The sequence below is a fragment of the Streptomyces sp. NPDC050423 genome (genome assembly GCF_040655445.1).
GTDB lineage: Bacteria > Actinomycetota > Actinomycetes > Streptomycetales > Streptomycetaceae > Streptomyces.
The window spans coordinates 28,628-48,469 of the sequence record NZ_JBFAJY010000032.1 but is presented as its reverse complement, the minus strand read 5'-3'; the positions used below and the strand labels follow the sequence as shown (position 1 = coordinate 48,469).

Annotated in this window: 18 protein-coding genes and 1 pseudogene; 11 read left to right on the top strand and 8 right to left on the bottom strand. The window is 71.6% G+C overall.

Annotation, left to right across the window (positions count from 1 at the left end; translation table 11 throughout):
- Positions 1 to 849 (top strand): formate dehydrogenase accessory sulfurtransferase FdhD, encoded by an 849-nt coding sequence (gene fdhD, locus AB0I52_RS23005; protein ID WP_363075395.1) that lies wholly within the window; start codon positions 1 to 3, stop codon positions 847 to 849.
- Positions 850 to 1,130: 281 nt separating this feature from the next.
- Here the strand turns inward: fdhD and AB0I52_RS23000 are convergent, their stop codons facing one another.
- On the bottom strand, positions 1,131 to 2,171 hold the full coding sequence (locus AB0I52_RS23000) for a bile acid:sodium symporter family protein (protein WP_363075393.1): 1,041 nt from the start codon (positions 2,169 to 2,171) through the stop codon (positions 1,131 to 1,133).
- A gap of 118 nt (positions 2,172 to 2,289) precedes the next feature.
- On the opposite strand from AB0I52_RS23000, the gene AB0I52_RS22995 reads away from it, so the two are divergent.
- From AB0I52_RS22995 to AB0I52_RS22985, 3 genes are all read left to right on the top strand, one after another.
- Positions 2,290 to 3,174, top strand: coding sequence for a LysR substrate-binding domain-containing protein (locus AB0I52_RS22995; protein WP_363075391.1), 885 nt, complete (start codon positions 2,290 to 2,292; stop codon positions 3,172 to 3,174).
- A gap of 334 nt (positions 3,175 to 3,508) precedes the next feature.
- Positions 3,509 to 5,308 (top strand): long-chain fatty acid--CoA ligase, encoded by a 1,800-nt coding sequence (locus AB0I52_RS22990; protein ID WP_363075389.1) that lies wholly within the window; start codon positions 3,509 to 3,511, stop codon positions 5,306 to 5,308.
- 157 nt (positions 5,309 to 5,465) lie between these two features.
- Complete coding sequence (locus AB0I52_RS22985) at positions 5,466 to 6,302, top strand: aldo/keto reductase (protein ID WP_363075387.1); 837 nt, start codon at positions 5,466 to 5,468, stop codon at positions 6,300 to 6,302.
- Between the two features lie 94 nt (positions 6,303 to 6,396).
- Here AB0I52_RS22985 and AB0I52_RS22980 read toward each other — a convergent pair whose 3' ends face one another.
- On the bottom strand, positions 6,397 to 7,326 hold the full coding sequence (locus tag AB0I52_RS22980; RefSeq protein WP_363075385.1) for a class I SAM-dependent methyltransferase: 930 nt from the start codon (positions 7,324 to 7,326) through the stop codon (positions 6,397 to 6,399).
- A 262-nt stretch (positions 7,327 to 7,588) separates the two neighbouring features.
- On the opposite strand from AB0I52_RS22980, the gene AB0I52_RS22975 reads away from it, so the two are divergent.
- The 3 genes from AB0I52_RS22975 (at position 7,589) to AB0I52_RS22965 (ending at position 9,557) form a co-directional block, all read left to right on the top strand.
- Positions 7,589 to 8,149, top strand: a complete 561-nt coding sequence (locus AB0I52_RS22975) for a TetR/AcrR family transcriptional regulator (protein ID WP_363075383.1) — start codon at positions 7,589 to 7,591, stop codon at positions 8,147 to 8,149.
- Entirely contained in the window at positions 8,146 to 8,511 is a 366-nt protein-coding gene (locus AB0I52_RS22970) for a DoxX family protein (RefSeq protein WP_363075381.1), read from the top strand. The genes AB0I52_RS22975 and AB0I52_RS22970 overlap by 4 nt, the downstream gene beginning before the upstream one ends.
- A gap of 83 nt (positions 8,512 to 8,594) precedes the next feature.
- Positions 8,595 to 9,557 (top strand): LysR family transcriptional regulator, encoded by a 963-nt coding sequence (locus tag AB0I52_RS22965; protein WP_363075379.1) that lies wholly within the window; start codon positions 8,595 to 8,597, stop codon positions 9,555 to 9,557.
- Between the two features lie 17 nt (positions 9,558 to 9,574).
- On the opposite strand, the gene AB0I52_RS22960 is transcribed toward AB0I52_RS22965, so the two are convergent.
- Entirely contained in the window at positions 9,575 to 9,880 is a 306-nt protein-coding gene (locus tag AB0I52_RS22960) for a 4a-hydroxytetrahydrobiopterin dehydratase (protein WP_363075377.1), read from the bottom strand.
- A 63-nt stretch (positions 9,881 to 9,943) separates the two neighbouring features.
- Here AB0I52_RS22960 and AB0I52_RS22955 point away from each other — a divergent pair, with 63 nt between their 5' ends.
- Positions 9,944 to 10,750, top strand: a complete 807-nt coding sequence (locus AB0I52_RS22955; protein WP_363075375.1) for a helix-turn-helix transcriptional regulator — start codon at positions 9,944 to 9,946, stop codon at positions 10,748 to 10,750.
- Positions 10,751 to 10,786: 36 nt separating this feature from the next.
- Here AB0I52_RS22955 and AB0I52_RS22950 read toward each other — a convergent pair whose 3' ends face one another.
- From AB0I52_RS22950 to ligA, 5 genes are all read right to left on the bottom strand, one after another.
- Positions 10,787 to 11,530 carry a YoaK family protein gene (locus AB0I52_RS22950; protein ID WP_363075460.1) on the bottom strand — a complete coding sequence of 248 codons (744 nt, stop codon included), beginning with the start codon at positions 11,528 to 11,530 and terminating at the stop codon, positions 10,787 to 10,789.
- A 123-nt stretch (positions 11,531 to 11,653) separates the two neighbouring features.
- Positions 11,654 to 13,951: a protein translocase subunit SecD gene (secD, locus tag AB0I52_RS22945; RefSeq protein WP_363075373.1), complete on the bottom strand. Its 2,298-nt coding sequence runs from the start codon at positions 13,949 to 13,951 to the stop codon at positions 11,654 to 11,656.
- 32 nt (positions 13,952 to 13,983) lie between these two features.
- Positions 13,984 to 14,532 carry a hypothetical protein gene (locus AB0I52_RS22940; protein ID WP_363075371.1) on the bottom strand — a complete coding sequence of 183 codons (549 nt, stop codon included), beginning with the start codon at positions 14,530 to 14,532 and terminating at the stop codon, positions 13,984 to 13,986.
- Positions 14,529 to 15,347 carry a rod shape-determining protein MreC gene (locus AB0I52_RS22935; protein ID WP_363075369.1) on the bottom strand — a complete coding sequence of 273 codons (819 nt, stop codon included), beginning with the start codon at positions 15,345 to 15,347 and terminating at the stop codon, positions 14,529 to 14,531. Before AB0I52_RS22935 ends, AB0I52_RS22940 begins: the two co-directional genes overlap by 4 nt.
- 136 nt (positions 15,348 to 15,483) lie before the next feature.
- Positions 15,484 to 17,598 (bottom strand): NAD-dependent DNA ligase LigA, encoded by a 2,115-nt coding sequence (ligA, locus tag AB0I52_RS22930; protein ID WP_363075367.1) that lies wholly within the window; start codon positions 17,596 to 17,598, stop codon positions 15,484 to 15,486.
- Here ligA and AB0I52_RS22925 point away from each other — a divergent pair.
- The 3 genes and pseudogenes from AB0I52_RS22925 to AB0I52_RS22915 all read left to right on the top strand — a co-directional run bounded on the left by AB0I52_RS22925 (position 17,588) and on the right by AB0I52_RS22915 (position 19,794).
- The gene (locus tag AB0I52_RS22925) at positions 17,588 to 17,752 is read left to right on the top strand and encodes a hypothetical protein (RefSeq protein ID WP_363075468.1); all 165 of its coding nucleotides are present in this window, start codon (positions 17,588 to 17,590) and stop codon (positions 17,750 to 17,752) included. The genes ligA and AB0I52_RS22925 overlap by 11 nt on opposite strands.
- Before the next feature lie 312 nt (positions 17,753 to 18,064).
- A pseudogene (locus AB0I52_RS22920) lies at positions 18,065 to 18,364 on the top strand (transposase); the annotation flags it as partial.
- Between the two features lie 479 nt (positions 18,365 to 18,843).
- Positions 18,844 to 19,794 carry a DUF1996 domain-containing protein gene (locus tag AB0I52_RS22915; protein ID WP_363075365.1) on the top strand — a complete coding sequence of 317 codons (951 nt, stop codon included), beginning with the start codon at positions 18,844 to 18,846 and terminating at the stop codon, positions 19,792 to 19,794.
- Positions 19,795 to 19,842: the final 48 nt, after the last annotated feature.

The window sequence follows — 19,842 nt, the reverse complement described above, 5'->3', positions numbered from 1 at the left end:
ATGGGACGGGTCACCGAGCGCCGCCGCACCATCCGCATCCGGGACGGGGTCGTCTCCACCCGCCCCGACACCCTCGTCGCCGAGGAACCCCTGGAGATCCGGCTGAACGGCAAGCCGCTCGCCATCACGATGCGTACCCCGGGCGACGACTTCGCGCTGGCGGCGGGCTTCCTGGTGAGTGAGGGCGTGCTCGGCGAGGGTCACGAGGTGCAGTCGATCGTGTACTGCGCCGGGGCGACGGCCGACGGTGCCAACTCGTACAACGTGGTGGACGTGCGGCTCGCACCCGGCGTCGTGGTCCCCGACATCACGCTGGAGCGCAACGTCTACACGACGTCCTCCTGCGGGCTGTGCGGCAAGGCCAGTCTGGACGCGGTCCGCACCACGACCCGGCACCCCGTCGCCGACACTCCCCCGGTCCGGGTCGAGCCGGCGCTGCTGGCCGCCCTCCCCGACCGGCTGCGCGCCTCGCAGCAGGTGTTCGACCGGACCGGGGGTCTGCACGCGGCGGCGCTGTTCTCCGAGACGGGCGAGCTGGTGGACATCCGGGAGGACGTGGGCCGGCACAACGCGGTCGACAAGCTGGTCGGCCGGGCCCTCACCGACAACCGGCTGCCGCTGTCCCGGTCGATCCTGCTGGTCTCGGGGCGGGCCTCCTTCGAACTGGCGCAGAAGGCGGTGATGGCCGGCATCCCGATGCTGGCGGCCGTCTCGGCGCCGTCGTCCCTCGCGGTCGATCTGGCGGCCGAGACCGGTCTGACCCTGGTCGGCTTCCTGCGGGGCCCTTCCATGAACGTGTACGCGGGTGAGCACCGCATCGCCCTGGAGGCGACGGCCGTCCGGGGCTAGGGTCTTTCGTTTGGATCAGGCTGGATCAGGGAGCGGGGGCCGGTGCCGTGCATCGCAAGGCGGAGGAGGGAGTCATGGCGAATGAGGCCTCCCCTGCTCGAGCGGGGCCGAGAGCTTCGGGAACATGGCGACCGACGGCAACGCCGCGAGGTGCGGTGCCGGCCCCCGCGAGCCCAGCATGATCCAAACGAGAGGCCCTGGGGTCACAGGCCCCGGGTGTCCCGCCCGCTGCACGGGTGCGAGGTCCGGCCGGCGGGGAGCGCCCCCTGCGCCGGCCGGCCTCAGCCCGCCACGACGGTTCCCGTCAGGTCACCGTGACGGGCTCCCGCACCGCCCGTACCCGCCTCCTGCGGATCCCGGGCGCGCCGCTTCGCGATCACCGCGCACACCATGAGCTGCATCTGGTGGAAGAGCATCAGCGGCAGTACGGCGAGGCTCGCCTGCGCGCCGAACAGGACGCTGGCCATCGGCAGGCCGGAGGCCAGGCTCTTCTTCGAACCGGCGAACTGGATGGCGATGCGGTCCTCCCGGCCGAAGCCGAGCCGCTTCGCCCCGTACCAGCTCAGCGCGAGCATCAGGGCCAGCAGCACCGCCTCGGCACCGAGCAGCGCCCCGAGCCGGGCCGGAGTGACCTGGTGCCAGATGCCGGCCACCATGCCCTCGCTGAACGCGGTGTAGACGACCAGCAGGATCGAGCCCCGGTCGACATAGCCGAGGATCTTCTTGTGCCGGGCGATGAAGCCGGCGATCCAGCGGCGCAGCAGCTGTCCCGCGACGAACGGCAGCAGTAGCTGGACGCCGATCCTCAGCAGCGCGTCCCCGGAGAACCCGCCGCCGCTGTTGCCGAGGAGTGCGGCCGCGAGCAGCGGGGTGATGAAGATTCCGGCGATCGAGGAGAAGGAGCCCGCGCAGATCGCTGCGGGGACGTTGCCGCGGGCGATCGAGGTGAAGGCGATCGACGACTGGATGGTCGAGGGGACCAGGCAGAGGAAGAGGAAGCCGCTCTGGAGCTGCGGTGTCAGTACGTACGGCACCAGTCCCCAGCTCGCCAGCCCCAGCAGCGGGAACGCGACGAACGTGCAGGCCAGGACGGTGAGGTGGAGCCGCCAGTGCCGCAGTCCTTCGAGTGCCTCGGCGGTGGAGAGCCGCGCGCCGTAGAGGAAGAAGAGGAACGCGACCGCACCGGTGGAGGCGTCGCCCGCCACCTCGGCGGCCGCGCCGGAGGCCGGCAGCAGCGCCGCTAGTACGACGGTGCCGATCAACGCCAGGATGTACGGGTCGATCGGCAGCCAGGACGGCAACTGCGGGGTGCGGCGGCTCATGTGCTCCACGTGTTCTCTCGTTCATGGTCGTGCCCTCCCCATCCTGCTCGTGATCACCGGCATCGGGAATCCGGTATACCGATCTTACTGTGATCACGGTTCGCGATAACGTGTCGCCATGTACGACCCCGCACAGCTGCGCACCTTCCTCGCCGTCGCCCAGACACTGAGCTTCACCCGGGCCGCCCACCGGCTCGGGGTGCGCCAGTCCACCGTGAGCCAGCACGTGCGGCGGCTGGAGGAGGCGACCGGGCGGCAGTTGTTCACCCGTGACACGCACCGGGTCGATCTCACCGTGGACGGCGAGGCGATGCTCGGCTTCGCCCGGACGATCCTGGCGGCCCACGAGCGGGCGTCGGCGTTCTTCACCGGCACCCGGCTGCGCGGGCGGCTGCGGTTCGGGGCCTCGGAGGACTTCGTGCTGACGCGGCTGCCGGAGATCCTCCAGTCGTTCCGCCGCGACCATCCGGAGGTCGAGCTGGAGCTGACCGTGGAGCTGTCGGGCACGCTGCACCAGCAGCTCGCGGCGGGCCGGCTCGATCTGGTGCTGGCGAAACGGCGGACCGGTGACACCCATGGGGAGCTGGTCTGGCAGGACGCGCTGACCTGGATCGGGGCGCCGCGGCTGCGGATCGACCCGGACCGGCCGGTGCCGCTGATCCTCTTCCCGCCGCCGGGCATCACCCGGGCCCGCGCGCTGGAGGTGCTGGAGGGCCAGGGCCGCTCCTGGCGGGTGGCGTGCACCAGCGGCAGCCTGAGCGGACTGATCGCGGCCGCCCACGCGGGGCTCGGCGTGATGGCGCACAGCCGGGGGCTGGTACCGCCCGGACTGGTCCCGGTGCCGGCCAGGGCGGGGCTGCCGGAGCTCGGCGAGGTGGATTTCGTCCTGCTGCACGGCCGCCGCCGGGACGGTGCGCAGCAGGCCGCGGACGCGCTCGCGGCGGCGATCCTGGCGGGCGGCGACCGGCTGATCCGGCCGCCGGGGGTTGCGGGACAGCTCTGAGGGGGAGAATGATCGCTACGCGGCGGTCGCCGCCGGGGGCGGCCCGATCCGGTCGGGCCCGGCAGCTGCGGAGCAACCCCCCGTAGCCGCACGGCACGGCAGTGATCGCGGCGTACAGATTCGGTGGAGATTCCCGCGCGAGCCACTTACTCCTTGGTCGGAAGCGCGCCCGAGCCTTGCCCATCTGGCCGGATTTCAGCCCCTGACCAGTGCAGACGCCATGTTTTACGGGCCGCTTCGGGCTCTCCCCCCGCCGCGCCCGGTGGGGTAGCGTCACGGCGCTGTGCGGAGCGCCACAAGGAGCAGGTCATTGCGCGAGTTCACTGTCCCACCCATGGCGGCCGCGCCCCACGTGGGCGGGCTCGCTGATGTGGTTTTCGACTATGCCGAGGAGGATCCGCACCGGGTCGCACTCGGTCGCAAGGACACGTCCGGACGCTGGCTTGATGTCACCTCTGTGACGTTCCGCGACGAGGTGCTCGCACTGGCCAAGGGGCTGATCGCACACGGCGTGCGGTTCGGCGACCGGGTCGCCCTGATGTCGCGCACCCGCTACGAGTGGACGCTCTTCGACTTCGCCCTGTGGGCAGTCGGCGCGCAGTCCGTGCCGGTCTATCCGACGTCCTCGGCCGAGCAGGTCCTGTGGATGCTCCACGACGCCGAGGTCTCGGCGGTGATGGTCGAGCACGAGGACCACGCGATGACGATCGCCTCGGTCATCGACCAGCTGCCCCGGCTGAAGCGGCTGTGGCAGCTGGACGCCGACGCGGTGTCCGAGCTGTTCTCCGCGGGCGTCCACGTCGGGGACGAGGTGGTGCACCGGCACCGGCGGGCCGTGACGCCCGACTCGGTGGCGACGGTCATCTACACGTCGGGCACGACGGGACGGCCCAAGGGCTGTGTGATCACGCACGCCAACTTCATGTTCGAGACGGACACGATGGCTTCGCGCTGGGAGTCGGTCTTCCACTCCCGGCGGGGCGACGAGGCCTCGACCCTGCTCTTCCTGCCGCTGGCGCACGTCTTCGGGCGGATGGTGGAGGTCGCGGCGATCCGCGGCCGGGTGAAGCTGGGCCACCAGCCGGAGCTGTCCGCGAAGGCGCTGATGCCGGACCTGGTGACGTTCCGTCCCACGTTCATCCTGGCGGTGCCGTACATCTTCGAGAAGGTCGTCAACGGGGCCCGCCGCAAGGCCGAGACGGAGGGCCGGGCCGGGCCCTTCGAAAAGGCCGTGGACATCGCGGTGAAGTACGCCGAGGCGATGGAGGCGCGGGCGTTCGGGACCGGTCCCGGCCCGTCCGCCGGGCTGCGGATGCAGCACCAGTTCTTCGAGAAGGCCGTGTACAGGAAGGTGCGCGAGGCGATGGGCGGCCGGATCCGGCACGCCATGTCCGGCGGCTCGGGGATGGAGCGCCGGCTCGGACTGTTCTTCGCGGGGGCCGGCGTCACGGTGTACGAGGGGTACGGGCTGACCGAGTCGACGGCCGCGGCCACCGCCAATCCGCCGGAGCGCACCCGGTACGGCACGGTCGGGCAGCCGATCCCCGGCACCACGGTGCACATCGCCCTGGACGGCGAGATCTGGGTGTACGGCCGCAATGTGTTCTCCGGGTACCTGGGCGACCCGAAGTCCACCGACGCGGTGCTGAACGACGGCTGGCTGGCCACCGGGGACCTGGGTGCGCTGGACGACGACGGCTATCTGACGATCACCGGGCGCAAGAAGGAGATCCTGGTGACGTCCGGCGGCAAGAGCGTCTCACCGGCCGGTCTGGAGGAGCGGGTGCGGGCGCATCCGCTGGTGGCGCAGTGCATCGTGGTCGGCAACGACCGGCCGTACATCGCGGCCCTGGTCACCGTGGACCAGGAGTCCGTGGAGCACTGGCTCGCCATGCGGGGACGGCAGCGGATGACACCCGGTGAACTGGTGCGGGACCCGGATCTGGAGATGGAGGTCCGGCGGGCGGTGGTGGCCGCGAACACGGCTGTGTCGCAGGCCGAGTCGATCCGGACGTTCCGGATCCTGGCGCATCAGTTCACCGAGGAGCACGGACTGCTGACACCGTCGCTGAAGCTGAAGCGCAAGGCGATCGAGACCGCGTACGCGGCCGAGGTGGACGCGCTGTACCGCTGAGCCGGCGGCCGCGCGTACAACTCGCGGGGAGCGCCCCGCCAACGGGATCCCGCGGGGAGTACCGTTCCGGGAGAATCGGCCCGGAGACGGGAATGTGCGGGCCGGCTTGATCGTTGAAGTGTGGAGTCCCACCCACCGACGTAAGGATCGACCGCTCGTGAGCCAGGTCCCCTCCCTCACCCTCAACAACGGCGTCGAGATGCCCCAGCTCGGTTTCGGAGTCTGGCAGGTGCCGGACGACGAGGCCGCGAAGGCGGTCGCCACAGCCATCGAGTCCGGGTACCGGAGCATCGACACCGCCGCGGTCTACGGCAACGAGAGTGGCACCGGCAAGGGCGTGACCGCCTCCGGTGTCGCCCGCGAAGAGCTCTTCGTGACCACGAAGGTGTGGAACAGCGAGCAGGGTTACGACTCGACGCTGCGCGCCTTCGACGCCTCGCTGGACAAGCTCGGTCTCGACTATGTCGACCTGTACCTGATCCACTGGCCTGTCCCGGCCAAGGACGCGTACGTGGACTCCTACCGTGCGTTGGAGAAGATCCACGCGGACGGCCGCGCGAAGGCCATCGGTGTCTCGAACTTCCTCCCCGAGCACCTGGAGCGGCTGCTCGGCGAGACCTCCGTCGTACCGGCGGTCAACCAGATCGAGCTGCACCCGCAGCTCCAGCAGGCCGAGTCCCGCGCACTGCACGCCAAGCACGGCATCGTGACCGAGGCCTGGTCGCCGCTGGGTTCGGGCAAGGGCCTCCTGGAGGTCCCGACGGTTGTCGCGGTCGCCCAGAAGCACGGCCGCACCCCGGCTCAGACGGTGCTCCGCTGGCACGTCCAGACCGGCCACGTGGTGATCCCCAAGTCCGTGACCCCGTCGCGGATCGCGGAGAACATCGACGTGTTCGGCTTCGAGCTGGACGACGACGACCTGGCCGCGTTCGCGGCGCTGGACGAGGGCAAGCGTCTGGGCTCGCACCCGGGTCAGATGAACATCGGCGCCTGAAGCCGCGGCGTTCCGTCGCCGATCCACCCGCAACCGCCGTCCGGCCCCTGGCCGGGCGGCGGTTGGCCGTTTCGGCGGCGGACCCGGGCCGCGCTCAGGCCTTCCGGCCGAGGTGGAACGTCCGGGCCATCAGCAGGAACGTGTCGGTGCGCCGGTGCAGCCCGGCCGGGTCCTCGGGGTCGGTCAGCCGGTCCAGCACCGCGTTGTCCTCGGCGTCGAGCCGCTCGCCGAGGCCCGCGCGGCGGCGGGCGAAATCGGCGATGACATGGTCCCGTGCCACGTCGGTGAGGGGTGCGGGCAGGTCGAGCAGGAAACTGCGGGTGCCCTGCGGGGCGAGGCCCACCGCGGTGAACAGGGCGGCCCAGTTCTCGGTCTCCCGCTTGGTGTCGGGCAGGTCAGCCCGCATCTGCTCGAAGACCTCGGCCTGGATCACGTCGAGCCGCTCCTCCAGACCGGACCGGCCGAAGCCGATGTCGCGCGGGAGATGGCGCGGCTGGAGCCCGCCCTCGACGAGTGCGACGGTGCCGCCGGGACGCAGCAGCCCGGCGAAGCCGGCCAGCGCGGCGCGCTGGTCGCCCATGTGGTGCAGGGCGTTGCCCGCCCAGATCAGGTCCGCCTCGCCCGCGCGTCCCAGCTCGCCGGGCAGGTCGGCGTGCAGGGTGGTGACGCGGTCGGCGAGCCCGAGCCGCTCCGCACGGTCGCGGGTGCGTTCCAGCAGGGCCGGGGTGCCGTCGACGGCGACGACCTCGGCCTCCGGGAACACCTCGGCGAGCAGGCAGGCGATGACGCCAGGTCCGCTGCCGATGTCCAGGACCCGGCGGACGTCCGGGGCGTCGGGCAGACCGGCGATCCAGCGGGCCGCCTCCGTGTACTGCCCGGCGCTGAGCTCGGCGTTCTGCTCCAGCAGTGGGCCCATGACGTCCCAGTCGAGATCGGCGGGGTCGTGATGGTGGGCGTGGCCGCTGTCGTGCCGGTGACCGTGGCTGCTGTCGTGGTGATGGCCGTGACCGGTGTCGTTGCTCATGGGGACAGCCTCACCACACATCAAGCCACAGGCAAACTTTGTTGCCGGTCCGGCAAGCCTCGGCCTTCTCCGGCGTTCTCGGGCCTCCCGGGCCTCCTCGGGCCTTCTCGGGCCGTCGCCGGGAGGAGGAGCGCGGTGCGACGGCTACGCCCGTATCGCCGGTGTGCCCTTGCGCGGGCAGGACCCACACCCTAATATCCCGAACATGTTCACCGAACGCGTTCAGTCAAGGGCTGCGCAACGGAGGGCGACGCGGAGCAAGGTGCTGTCATCGGCCGAACGGCTCTTCCGCGAGCAGGGATTCGGCTCCAGCACGATCCGCCGGATCGCCACCGACGCCGAGGTGAGCACGGGCACCGTCATGTCGGTCGGCGACAAGGACGCGCTGCTCGTCGCCATCTTCGACACCTGGATCGCCGCCGTGCACCACGGCCGGGAGGGCCCGCACGAGCAGAACGACGCGACCCCGCTGCCCGCCGAGGCGGCGGCCCGGCAGGTGCTGGATCTCGTCGAACCCTTCATCACCTACTTCGCCCTCGATCTCGAACTGTCCCGGGAGTACGCCGCGGTCATCGTCCGCGGCTCCCATCAGTCAGAGGTCTTCCAAGGCCTCGCCCAGGCCCTGCTCACCGAACTTGAGGCCCTGCTGGCCCGTACGCCGCTCACGGCCACCGAGGCGGGCGCCGGCGCGCGCGCCCTCTACTTCGCCTACCTGGGCATCCTCATGACCGTCGGCAACGGCGCCCTCGACCAGCGGGCGGCGATCGCCCAGTTCCAGGAAGTCATCCATTTCGTCGTCCACCACGAAGGAAGTCAACGATGATCAGCACTCCCGATCCGTGGTGGCCGACCGCACTGCTCGCCGTGGTGCTGTTCTGCGACGCGATCATGTCGGTGCGCCCCCCGATGTTCGTTCAGCAGTGCCTGGACGGGGTGCGCTTCCCCCGCGACTGGTGGTGGGCGCTTGTGGTCGTCAAGCTCCTGGCGGCGGCAGGGCTTGTCGCCGGACTGCGGTACGAGGGTGTCGGCGTGACGACCAACGTCGCGGTGATCGCCTACTTCCTGTGCGCCGCCTACGCCCACTACCGGGCGCGGTTCCTCAAGCAGGAGTTCTGGCTGAACTGCCTGGGCATGCTCGTGTTGTCGACAGCCGTCCTGTTCCTGTCGCACACCTCCGCGCTCTGACGGGGCCCGTCCCCGGCAGCGCCCGAGGCCGGGTCCACCCGGTCACAATTGCCAGCGAGCCACCTGGGCCATAACTTGCGCTTATGGAGCTGGAGTTGCGCCATCTGCGAACCGTACGTGCCATCGCCGACACCGGAAGCCTCACCAAGGCCGCCGCCGCGCTCGGGCTCGCACAGCCCGCCCTGAGCGCGCAGTTGCGGCGGATCGAGAAGGCGCTCGGGGGCCCGTTGTTCGACCGGGACCACACGGGCGCGCGGCCGACGCCCCTGGGCGAACTAGTGCTGGAGCGGGCCCGGGTGGTGCTGCCCGCGGTCAGCGAGCTCCAGGAGGAGGCGGTGCGGTTCGCCAACGCGCGGGAGGCCATGGAACGGTTCCGGCTGGGCGGCACGCACGGACCGCTGCTCGGTGGTCTCGTCGACCGGCTGGCCGCGGCGCACCCGGACGCGCTGGTGTCCACGTACACCTCCTGGTCGGTGGCCGAGCTGGCTGCCCAGCTGTTCGACGGACGACTGGACTTCGCACTCATCGGTGCCTGCGGCGAAAGCCCGCCGCCGCTCGCGGACCGGCTGATGTGGCAGGTCGTCGGCATCGATCCGGTCTTCGTGATGCTGCCGGAGAGCCACCCCCTGGCCGGGGAACCCGAGCTGGAGCTCGCCGCGCTGGCGGACGAGTGCTGGGCCGACGTGCCCGGCGAGGGCTGCTTCGCGGACTGCTTCGTGGGCGCCTGCGCGCGGGCGGGCTTCAGCCCGGCGTCGGTGTACGAGACGGACACCGCGTCGGTCGTCCATCTGGTGCAGGTGGGGCGTGCCGTCGGGCTGTGCCGGGCGACGTTCCCGCCGACGCCGGGCGTGGTGACCCGTCCGATCACCGGGTCGCCGCTGAGCTGGCGCCATCTGCTGGGCTGGCATCCGCGCTCGGCGGCCGCGTCGACGGCGGCCGCAGCGGTGAGCGGACACACCCGGACGGCGTACTCCGAGGCGGTGGAGCGCAGCGACAGCTGCACGCGCTGGCTGGCCGCGCATCCCCGCTTCGGCGCGACGCCCTGACGGTCCGCCGGCCGCGTCTACCGCGCCCCGTGGCCCGGGGCGACGGCCGCCACCCTGGCGGCGAGGTCCAGATCCTTCTCGGTGACCTTCCCGCCCGCGTCGTGGGAGTTCACCGAGAGCGCGACGGTGTCGTACCCGAGCGTCAGATCGGAGTGGTGGTTCAGCTCGTCCTGGATCCGGGCGACGTGGACGGTGAGCGCGGCGGCAGCGAAGTGTGACGGGAGCCGGTAGGTGCGGGTGATCCGGTCCCCCTCCAGCGTCCAGCCGGGCAGTTCGCGCAGCTGGTTCTCGATCTCGTTCTGCGGCAGCGGTGCGGCGGGCATACGGTGACTCCCTCACTCGTGGTCGGTACCGGTCGGCGGTGCCGGTGACGTTACGGTCTCCGTATGACAACTGTCGCGCTTGACACGGGGGTAGGGCCGCTGCTGCGCAGCTGGCGGGAGCGGAGCCGGATCAGCCAGCTGGAACTCGCGCTGCGGGCCGACTCCTCGGCCCGGCACATCTCGTTCATCGAAACGGGCCGGGCCCGCCCCAGCGAGGAGATGGTCCTGCGGCTGGCGGAACACCTGGACGTGCCCGTACGGGAACGCAACGCCCTGCTGGTGGTCGCCGGTTACGCCCCTCGCTACACCGAGACCGCTCTCGACGATCCCGCGATGGGCGCGCTGCGCGAGGGGATGGACCGGCTGCTTCAGGGGTACGACCCGTATCCGGCGCTCGTCGTGGACGGCATGTACAACGTGGTTGCGGCCAATCAGGGGATCGCCCGGCTGACGGACGGGGTGGCGGAGCATCTGCTCGCCCCGCCGCTGAACGCGATGCGGCTCACCCTGCACCCGGAGGGGCTGGCCCCCCGGATCCACAATCTGCGCGAGTGGCGGGCCGATCTGCTGGCGCAGATGGAGCGTCAGATCGCGCTGGTCCGTTCGGCGGAGCTGCGTGAGCTGTACGAGGAGGTCGCGGGCTATCCGGTGGGGCCCGGGGCCGGCGGTCAGGAGTGGGACGATCCCTCCTCGTCGGTGCCGTTCGCGCTGCCGCTGCTGATCGAGCAGGACGGGCGGCTGCTCTCCTTCATCTCGTCCATCGCCACGTTCAACACTCCGATGGACGTGACGGTCGCGGAGCTGGCCATCGAGACGTTCCTGCCCGCCGACCCGGAGACCGCGGCGTATCTGCGCTCGCTCGTGCCCTGAGGACGTCCGTCCGCGGCCGCTCGGCCCCGCCGTCCGCTACTTCTTGACGACGGGCAGGGTCCACGGGCCCTCCGCCCGCGCCAGGACCTGCGCGGCCAGGCACACCACCGCGAGGATCGCCGCGGCCAGGACCAGCGGCAGCGTCGGATGTCCGTGCAGCACGGCCACGGCTCCGACCAGGGCACCGGCCAGCATGGCGGCGGCCGAGAGGATCCGGCGGCCGGCCCTGCTGCCGCCGCCCCCCGCGAGCCGTCCGTCGGAGGCGATGCCGGTGATGGTCAGGGTCAGCACGGTGGTGGTGAGGTCGGGTACGGCGAGCGCCCGCGAGACGGCGTTCTGCACGCCGAGGCCCAGGGCGAGCAGCACGATGAGGGCGAACCGCACGCCGCCGTCGTACGGGCTGCCGGAGGTCAGCGTGACGACCAGGGCGGCCAGTACGCACAGGGTCTCGACGCACAGCGCGTGCAGCAGCATGCGGCCGCGGTGGGCGTGGGAGCGGTGGACGATCAGGCCGCCCGCCAGCGCCCCGGCCACGAACGCGCCCAGCGCGACGAGCGAGGCGGCCAGGGAGAAGCCGGGGGCTCCGGCGAACGCGAAGCCGGAGAAGACCACATTTCCGGTCATGTTCGCGACGAAGACCCGGCCCAGTTGCAGATAGCTGACGGCGTCGACCAGTCCGGTGACGACGGTCAGGGCGAGCATCAGCGGCGGCAGCGGCCCGTGCCGGTCGTTCATGTCCGGTACGAGGGTGGTCCATGCCTCACGCAGCACGACGGGCACAGGCACGCTCCGATCACGGGGTGGTTGATCAGGATTGTGCCTGTGCCCGGTGCGAATGCCACGACCGACGCGCGTCGCCCCCGCGCCGCTCGGCGGCGCGGGGGCGACGGCGTGGCGACCGGGTTACACGCGCGCCCCGTTGTCGAGCGGGTCGCGGCGCCCGGCACCGGATTTGCCGCGCCGGGTGCTCTTGCGGACGGGCGGCGGGGCCTTGCTGCCGCGCTCCAGGAGAAGTGCGGCCGGCACGGCGGTCATGACCGAGGAGTACGTCCCCACGACGATGCCGATCAGCAGGGCGAGGGCGAAGTCCGCGAGCGAGTCACCACCCAGGACGGCCAGCGCTACGAGGATGAACAGGGCGCCCATCCCGGTGTTGACGGTTCTGGGAACCGTCTGCAGCACGGCCCGGTTCGCCACTGCCGAGAGCGGCTCCCGGCGGGCCTTGGCCCACAGCTCCCGGACCCGGTCGAAGACCACCACCGAGTCGTTGACGGAGTACCCGATGACGGTGAGGAGCGCCGCCAGGAAGATGCCGTCCACGGTGCGTCCCAGCCAGGCGAAGGCACCCACCAGAATGATCACGTCGTGGACCAGCGCCCCGACCGAGGCCACCGCGAACGTCCAGCGGAACCGGGCGGCCAGATAGACCAGCTGGACGAGGACGGCGATGGCCAGCGCGATCAGGGCGTTGCGCCGCAGTTCGTCGCCCAGGCTGGGGCCGATGAGCTCGTCCCGCACCTTGGTGGTCTCACCGCCCTCCTCGGCCAGGGCGGCGCGCACCGCGTGTTCGCCGGCGTTGTCGAGCTCCCCGGTCCTCACCGAGATGTCGCCCGCACCCGCCGTGGTGACCTCGGCGTCGGCGAAGCCGGCGCCGGCCAGCGCGGAACGGGCGGTCTCGACGTCGACGGGGCGGCTGGTCGCGTACTCGACGAGGCGGCCCCCGGTGAATTCGACGCCGAGGTTGACCCCGCGCACCAGGATGCCGGTCACCGCCACGGCGATCAGCACCGCGGAGACCATGAGCCAGCGGCGCGGGAACCGCATCAGCTGCGGATCGCGGCGGTTCAGCCAGGTCCGTACCCGGCCGGGGCTGGCGATGCCGTTGATGCCCCGGTAGTCGCCGACGAACTTCGAGCCCGCGGCGGTCTCGGTGAGGGCGCGGGCGATGACCAGTGCGGAGAACATCGACGCGAGGACACCGATGCCGAGCGTGAGACCGAAGCCCTTGACCGGGCCCGAGCCGAGGAAGAAGAGCAGTCCCGCCGCGATCAGTGTCGTCACGTTGGAGTCGGCGACGGCGCTCCAGGCATGCCGGAACCCGGCGGTCAGCGAGGTGCGCAGGGACCGGCCCGGATACTGGGCGTGTTCCTCTCTGGCCCGTTCGAAGACCAGCACGTTGGCATCGACCGCCATACCGATGGCCAGGACGAATCCGGCGAGTCCGGGCAGGGTGAGGGTGACGCCGAGCGCGACGAGCGCTGCGTACGAGATCACTCCGTAGGCGCCGAGGGCTACGGCGGCGAGCGCGCCGAAGAGCCGGTAGACGACGGTGATGAACAGTGCCGTGGCCGCGGCGCCGATGAGGGCGGCGCGGGCGCTGGCGTCGATGGCGGCGGCCCCGAGCGTCGGGCCGACGGTCCGCTGCTCAACGATCTCGACGGGCACCGGCAGCGCCCCGCCCTGGATCAGCAGGGCGAGCTCACGGGCCTCGTCGGCGCTGAAGGAGCCGGTGATCTGGGTGGAGCCGGAGGGCAGGCCGGTGTTGCAGCCGACGGTCGGGGAGACCTGCGGCGAGGAGATCACCTGCTTGTCCAGGACGATGGCGACGCGGCGCCGCTCGTCCTGGACCGGGTGGCAGGCGGCCTCCCCGGTCAGCCGGGTCCAGTCCCGTCCGGCGTCCTTGTGGAAGTCCAGGGAGACGGACCAGCCGGCTCCCTGCTGGGCGTCGAACGAGGCGGAGGCGTCCTTGACGCCCGCGCCGGAGAGCGCGGCAGGGCCCAGGGCGAGGCGGCTGCCCTGCTCGTCGGGGAGCGTCAGCCCGTCCGCGGTCCCGGAGCCGTCCGGCGCTCCGGGGCCCTGCACGGCGTGGAACGTCAGCTGCGCGGTCTTGCCGATGACCTCGGCGGCCTTGCGCGGGTCCTGGACGTCCGGGAGTTCGACGATGATCCGGTCCTCGCCGGAGCGGGTCAGGGTCGGTTCCGCGACACCGAGTGAGTCGATGCGTTTGCGCAGCACCTCCAGGGTGCGGTCGGTGCTGTCGCGGTCCGCCTTCGCGGTGTCGGAGTCCTTGGCCTGGAGCACCATCCTGGTGCCGCCCTGGAGGTCGAGGCCGAGTCTGGGGGACATGGTCAGCGTGATGAGCACGGCGACGAGCGATACGGCCAGAGCCAGAACCGCCCGCACCATGGTGGCGCGAGTCATGGGTTTCCTCCGAGGGGCGCCGGGCCCCTCGGTCAGGGCGCCGCGGCAGGGGTGCGGGACGGGACCGGTGACGGGTCCCACGGCCGGTTAAAAGCCGTACCCGGAGGCCCGCGCACACCGGGGAGCGCGGTGCGGAAGCGGTCGGCGGCGGCCGGGGGTCCGGTGAGGGTGCATCCGGGGACGGGGTGCGGCAGCGGGAGGCCGGGCGGGCTGGGGAGCGGGGACCCGGGACCGGGCGGCGGGAGGTGCTGAGGGGGACGGGGGTGTTCGGCGGCGACCCACGGCTGGGGCACGGTCTCCGGTCCCGGCCGCAGGCTCCCGGCGGCGGCCCGGGTACGGCCGCGGGGGACGTCGTGGGCACCCTGGATGTCGTGGGCGCCGAGGGACGCCGGACCGGCCGCGGGCCGGGCGGGGAGCCCGGCTCCGGCGGCCGCGGGCGCGCCGCCGGCGACGGTGAGGACGGCGAGGAGCAGCGCGGCGAGGAACTGCCGTGCCGAAACCGCGCGACGGCGGCGCGCCGCGGCGTCCGGCCGGTCCCGCGGGTGCGCGCCGCCCCGGGACTCCCCCGGGAGGGGGGTCACCCGGCTCGGCCGGGCAGGGCCGGTGCGACCGCGGCGTGGCGGAGCACGGAGCTGAGGACCAGCCCGGCCCCGCGCACGACCGTGGTCGCCGGGTCGTCCGGGAGGCGGACCGGAACGCCGAGGCGGAGCGCGATCCGATTGGTGACGTCCGGGCGCAGCGCACCGCCTCCGGCGAGCAGCGGGCCCTTGCGCAGGGCGCCGAGCACCGCGCCGTGGCGGTCCTGCTGCCACATCGTCATGATCATGTCCAGGACGGCCCGGACGACGGCGGTGGGCGGATCGCCGGGTTCCAGATCGCTGAGCCCGGTCTCGGCCAGCCGCGCGTCGCGGACCAGCCCGTCCACCAGGAGCGTCGCCTCGGTCAGTTCGGCGCCGATGTCGACGACCAGCAGCGGGCCGCCGTCCTGCGGGCCGGCGTACGCGGCGGCGGCCCTGGCGCTGTCCAGGACGATGACGCTCGAAGGGCCGAGCGTGGCAAGGATCTCCCGTGCGGCGGCGCGGTGTTCGGCGCCCGCGAGCACGGGGTGGCTGAGGACGATCACGGTGTCGCTGCGGTCGGCGCCCAGGGCCGTGTCGGTGATGCGGCCGAGCATCCGCCCGCAGGACTCGGTGTCGACGATGCGTCCGCGCCGTACCGGGCCGCCCTGGCCGTACTCACCGCCGGGGCCGTCTCCGGTGTCGACGACGACGCCCTGCCCGGGGACCCAGGCGCGGGTCCGGGAGCTGCCGAGGTCGAGCGCGAGCCCCCGGGTCACTCCCCGGTGCTGCCGGTGGACGGAGCGAACGTGTCGCTGTCCGTCGCGCAAAGAACGCATCGCCCCTCACCCCCGGTCTGCTGTCGCAGCCGTGCACACACCCATTGACCCGCTGATAGCGAGGCATGACCGATCCCTCACTATGCAATAGGTAGGCAAAGAAAGCCACTCCCACGCAAAATCCAAGGGCCCGACCTCACTCCTCGGACGGCAGGAACTCCTCGGACTGCAGGAACTGCTCGATCAGCTCGGCGAACTCCTCGGGGGCGGCGATCCGGATGCCCAGGTCCTGCGCCTTGGTGCGCTTGGAACCGGCCTTCTCGCCGGCCACCAGCAGCGCGGTGCGCTTGGAGACGCTGGAGGAGGCCTTCCCGCCCGCCCGCTCGATCAGCTCGTTCATCTCATTGCGCGAGAGCTTCTCCAGCGCGCCCGTCATCGCCCCGGTGACCACCACGGTCATCCCGGCCAGCGGCCGCCCGTCCCCGCCCTCGCCGTCCGTGTCGGCCTCCTCGCCCGGCTCCGGGGGCGGGGTCGCGCCCGGCTCCGTCATGTTGACCCCGGCGGCGACCAGCTTCTCGATCAGCGGGGCCAGCTCCACCAGCTCCGCGACGACACCCGCGGCCTTCTCCTTGCCGATGCCGTCGACGAGCTGGAGCGTCTCGGCGTCGGCGGCCCTGATGCGGTCCATGTCCGCGAAATACCGGGCGATCCGCCGCGACATGGAACGTCCGGTGCCGCGCACCCCCAGGGCGCAGAACACCCGCGAGAGCGGCTGGGCGCGTGCCGTGTCGATCGCGGCCAGCAGATTGTCGGTACTGGTGTCGCCCATCCGCTCCAGTCCGAGCAGCTGCCCGCGTTCCAGTGCGAACAGATCGGCGAAGTCGCTGACCAGACCGGCATCGACGAGCTGGACGACCCGGGTCGCGCCGAGGCCCTCGATATCGAGCTGGTCGCGCCCCGCCGCGTACGAGACGGAGGCGACGAGGTGGCAGTTCCGGCCACGGACGCAGCGCCAGCGCTGCTCGCTCGTGTCGATCTCGGAGCCGCACTGCGGGCAGGCCTCGGGGAAGACGACCGGCTGCTCCTCGCCGGTCCGCAGATGGGCGACGGGGGCCTCGACGCGGGGAATGATGTCGCCCGCCTTGTAGACCATCACGTGGTCACCCAGACGCAGATCGCGGCGGGTGATGTCGGCCGGGTTGTGCAGGGTGGCGTAGCCGACGGTCGATCCGTCGATCTCGACCGGCTCCAGCACCGCACGCGGCGCGATGATGCCGGTGCGGCCCACGTTCCACTCGACGCCGAGGAGCCGGGTGACCTTCTCGACGGCCGGCAGCTTGTACGCGATGGCCCAGCGCGGTGCCCGGGTGCCCGAGCCGGCGTCCTGCCGGTCGACGGCGAGGTCGGCCTTGATCACGATGCCGTCGATCCCGAAGGGCAACGAGGCGCGCAGCGCAGCGATCTCCTCGACCCGCAGCTGGACGTCCTCGACGGTGGTGACGGTGCGCGGCGCCACGTCCGTGTCCGCGGCGGTGTGCACGCCGAGCTCCGCCGCACGGCCGAGGACTTCGCTGTGGGGCAGCTCCTCCAGTGCGCCGGCCGGCTCACCGGAGCCGGGCAGCGGCAGGGCGCCGTACGCGAAGAACGTCATCTCCACGGTGTAGGGGCGGTCCTTGGCGCGCAGGGTGCCCGCCGCGCCGTTGCGCGCGTTGGCGAAGGGGGCGCCGCCGTGTTCGGTGCGGACCGTATTGGCCTGTGCGAACTGCTCGGCCGTCATGAGGATCTCGCCGCGCACCTCGATCGTGACCGGCTCGGCGAGCTGCCCGGGAAGTCCGACGACGGTGCCGATCGCGTGCGAGACGTCCTCACCCGCCGTGCCGTCGCCGCGGGTGATCAGCTGCTCCAGCCGGCCCTCGCGGTAACGGGCAGCGACCGCCAGCCCGTCGAGCTTCGGCTCGACGCTCCAGGCCGCGACCGGCCTGCCTATCCGGCGCTCCAGCGACGCGGTCCAGGTCACGAACTGCTCCGCCGAGAAGACGTTGTCCAGGGAGAGCATCGGCACCGTGTGCGGCACATCCCCGACCGCGGCGCCGCCCGCCACCTTGCCGGTCGGCGAGTCGGCCAGCACCTCCTGCGGGTGGGCCTGCTCGTACACGGCGATCCCGCGCGCCAGCCGGTCGTACGCATCGTCGTCGAGCGTGCTCTCGCCCGTGGCGTAGTACGCGGCGGCGGCCTGCGACGCCTCTTCGACCGCGACGGTGTAGGCCGCGGTATCGGCGAGCACAACAGCTGAGTTCGTCATGCCCTCCATCCTGCCGCCCACCACTGACATTGATGCTCGTAAGCAGCTTCCGGTGGTCGTGGCTCAGCCACTGACTGACGCCCTGCTGGGCTGTCTTCGCGTTGTTCTGCCCGACCGCCGGGAGCTGCTTCCCAAGGCTTCGGCCGGGCAGATCATGACCTGACAGGAGCTCGGTCAGAAGCCCCTTCAATGTCCTGTCCGAGCCACCCGGCCGACGCCACCTCCAGCCAGGAAGGCGTTCACCAGCACGGCAGCAGCGGCCCGGGAACGCATCGGAGGCACCACCCAGAACGTGTTCGCCGGCGTCGACTCCCATACCGACACCCTCCACATCGCTGTCATCAGCGACAACGGCGGCCACCTCGCCGACGCCGAGTTCACCACCACCGCCGGATACGCCGCCGCACTGGCGTTCATCCACGCCCACGGCCACGTGATGGCGATCGGTGTGGAAGACACCTCCTCCTACGGGGCCGGCCCCGACACCGCCGCGCACCTGCTGATCACAGCAGGCGGCAACGCCCAACGCATGCGGACCGAGGCTTCATTCGCCGCCCTCTGCGGGGCCGCGCCGGTGCCTGCCTCCAGCGGCAGGACCAACCGCCACCGCCAGTCCCGCGGAGGCGACAGGGCAGCCAACGCCGCCCTCTACCGCATCGCCCCGGTCCACATGGCCAGTGACGCCCGCACCCGCGAGTACACCGCACGTCAGACTGCCGCCGGACGGACGAAGAAGGAGATCACCCGCCTCCTGAAACGAGCCATGGCCCGCGAGACCATCCGCTGCCCGACCACCACGGTCAACGCTCCCGGGATCGCGGACCTACGTCCCCCGCGGCAGTCCAAGAACATCACGCTCACCGCCGCCGCACGACACCTCGGCGTGCGACCGACCAGAATCTCCGACGTGCAACGCGGAATCCGCCGACTCGACAACCTCGCCCACGCATACCGCGACCGACTCCAGACCGCTTGACCACCAATAGGGGCATCAACGGTCGCCGGCAGCGGGGTGCGGCCACCGCCCCGCGAACCCCTCGGACCGCCGGCCGCCCCCGTATGTGACGGCTTCCGTGGAAACCACACACAGGAGAGCGCTCTCTCAATCGGAAGGCGTCTCAACTAGCTTCAAATAGCAGTGAGTTGCATCTCTGTGCGCTCTATTGACATGCCCGGAACACCCTTTTACGTTCCTACGAGAGAGCGCTCTCTCGCACGATCAAGGAACCCCCACTTCCTCCGAACAGGAGTGCCGTGCTCTTCCTCCGTCATCGACGCACCGGCGAACAAAGCCACCGCAGAACCCTGCCGCCCCGGCGGTACCGCATCGCGGGGCTCGTCGCCGCCGCGCTCGCGCTGTCCTTCCTCCAGTCCACCACCGGCAACGCGTCCGCCGCGCCGGACGCGGTCACGAACGCCTCTACGGCCCCCAGGGCCGCCGCGGACGTCGTCCGGGTGGCCGAATTCCTCGCCGAGTGCCCGTACACCCACCGGGCACCCGACGACCCGATCGTCTTCCCGGGCCTGCCCGGCGCCTCGCACATGCACAGCTTCTTCGGCAACGACTCGACCAACGGCAACTCCGACCTGGCCTCGCTGGAGCGGGCCAGGAGCAGCTGCTCGCCGGACACGGACCTGTCGTCGTACTGGGTGCCCACGCTGTACGACGGCGACAAGGAGGTCGAACCCACCGGCACCACGTTCTACTACCTGGGCGAGGGGGTCCGGGACGACGTCATCCAGCGGATCCAGCCCCTCCCCCGCGGGCTGCGCATCGTCGCGGGGAACGCGAAGGCGACCGGTCCCGACGACAACACGATCTCGCGCTGGTCGTGTCTTCACCACGGCGAGGTCAACCCGTCGCACGACTTCGTGAACTGCCCGGCGGACGCGATGCTGGAGTCGTACCTGGACTTCCCGCAGTGCTGGAACGGGACGGATCTCGACTCCGCCGACCACAAGAGCCACATGGCGTATCCGGTCAACGGCGAATGCCCCTCGACCCACCCGGTCCCGGTGCCCAAGCTCCGTCAGGTGCTCCGCTACCCGGTCAACGGCGACCCGGCCCGGTTCCGTCTGGCGTCAGGCCCCGGCTACACCATGCACGGTGACTTCTTCAACGTGTGGCCCGAGGCCGAGATGGCTCAGCGGGTCCGCGACTGCATCAACGCCATCGTGAAGTGCGGGGCCGACGGCACCCCCTGACCGGCCACCGCCCACCGGAGAACGGCCGTTGTCCGTCCGATGCCTGTC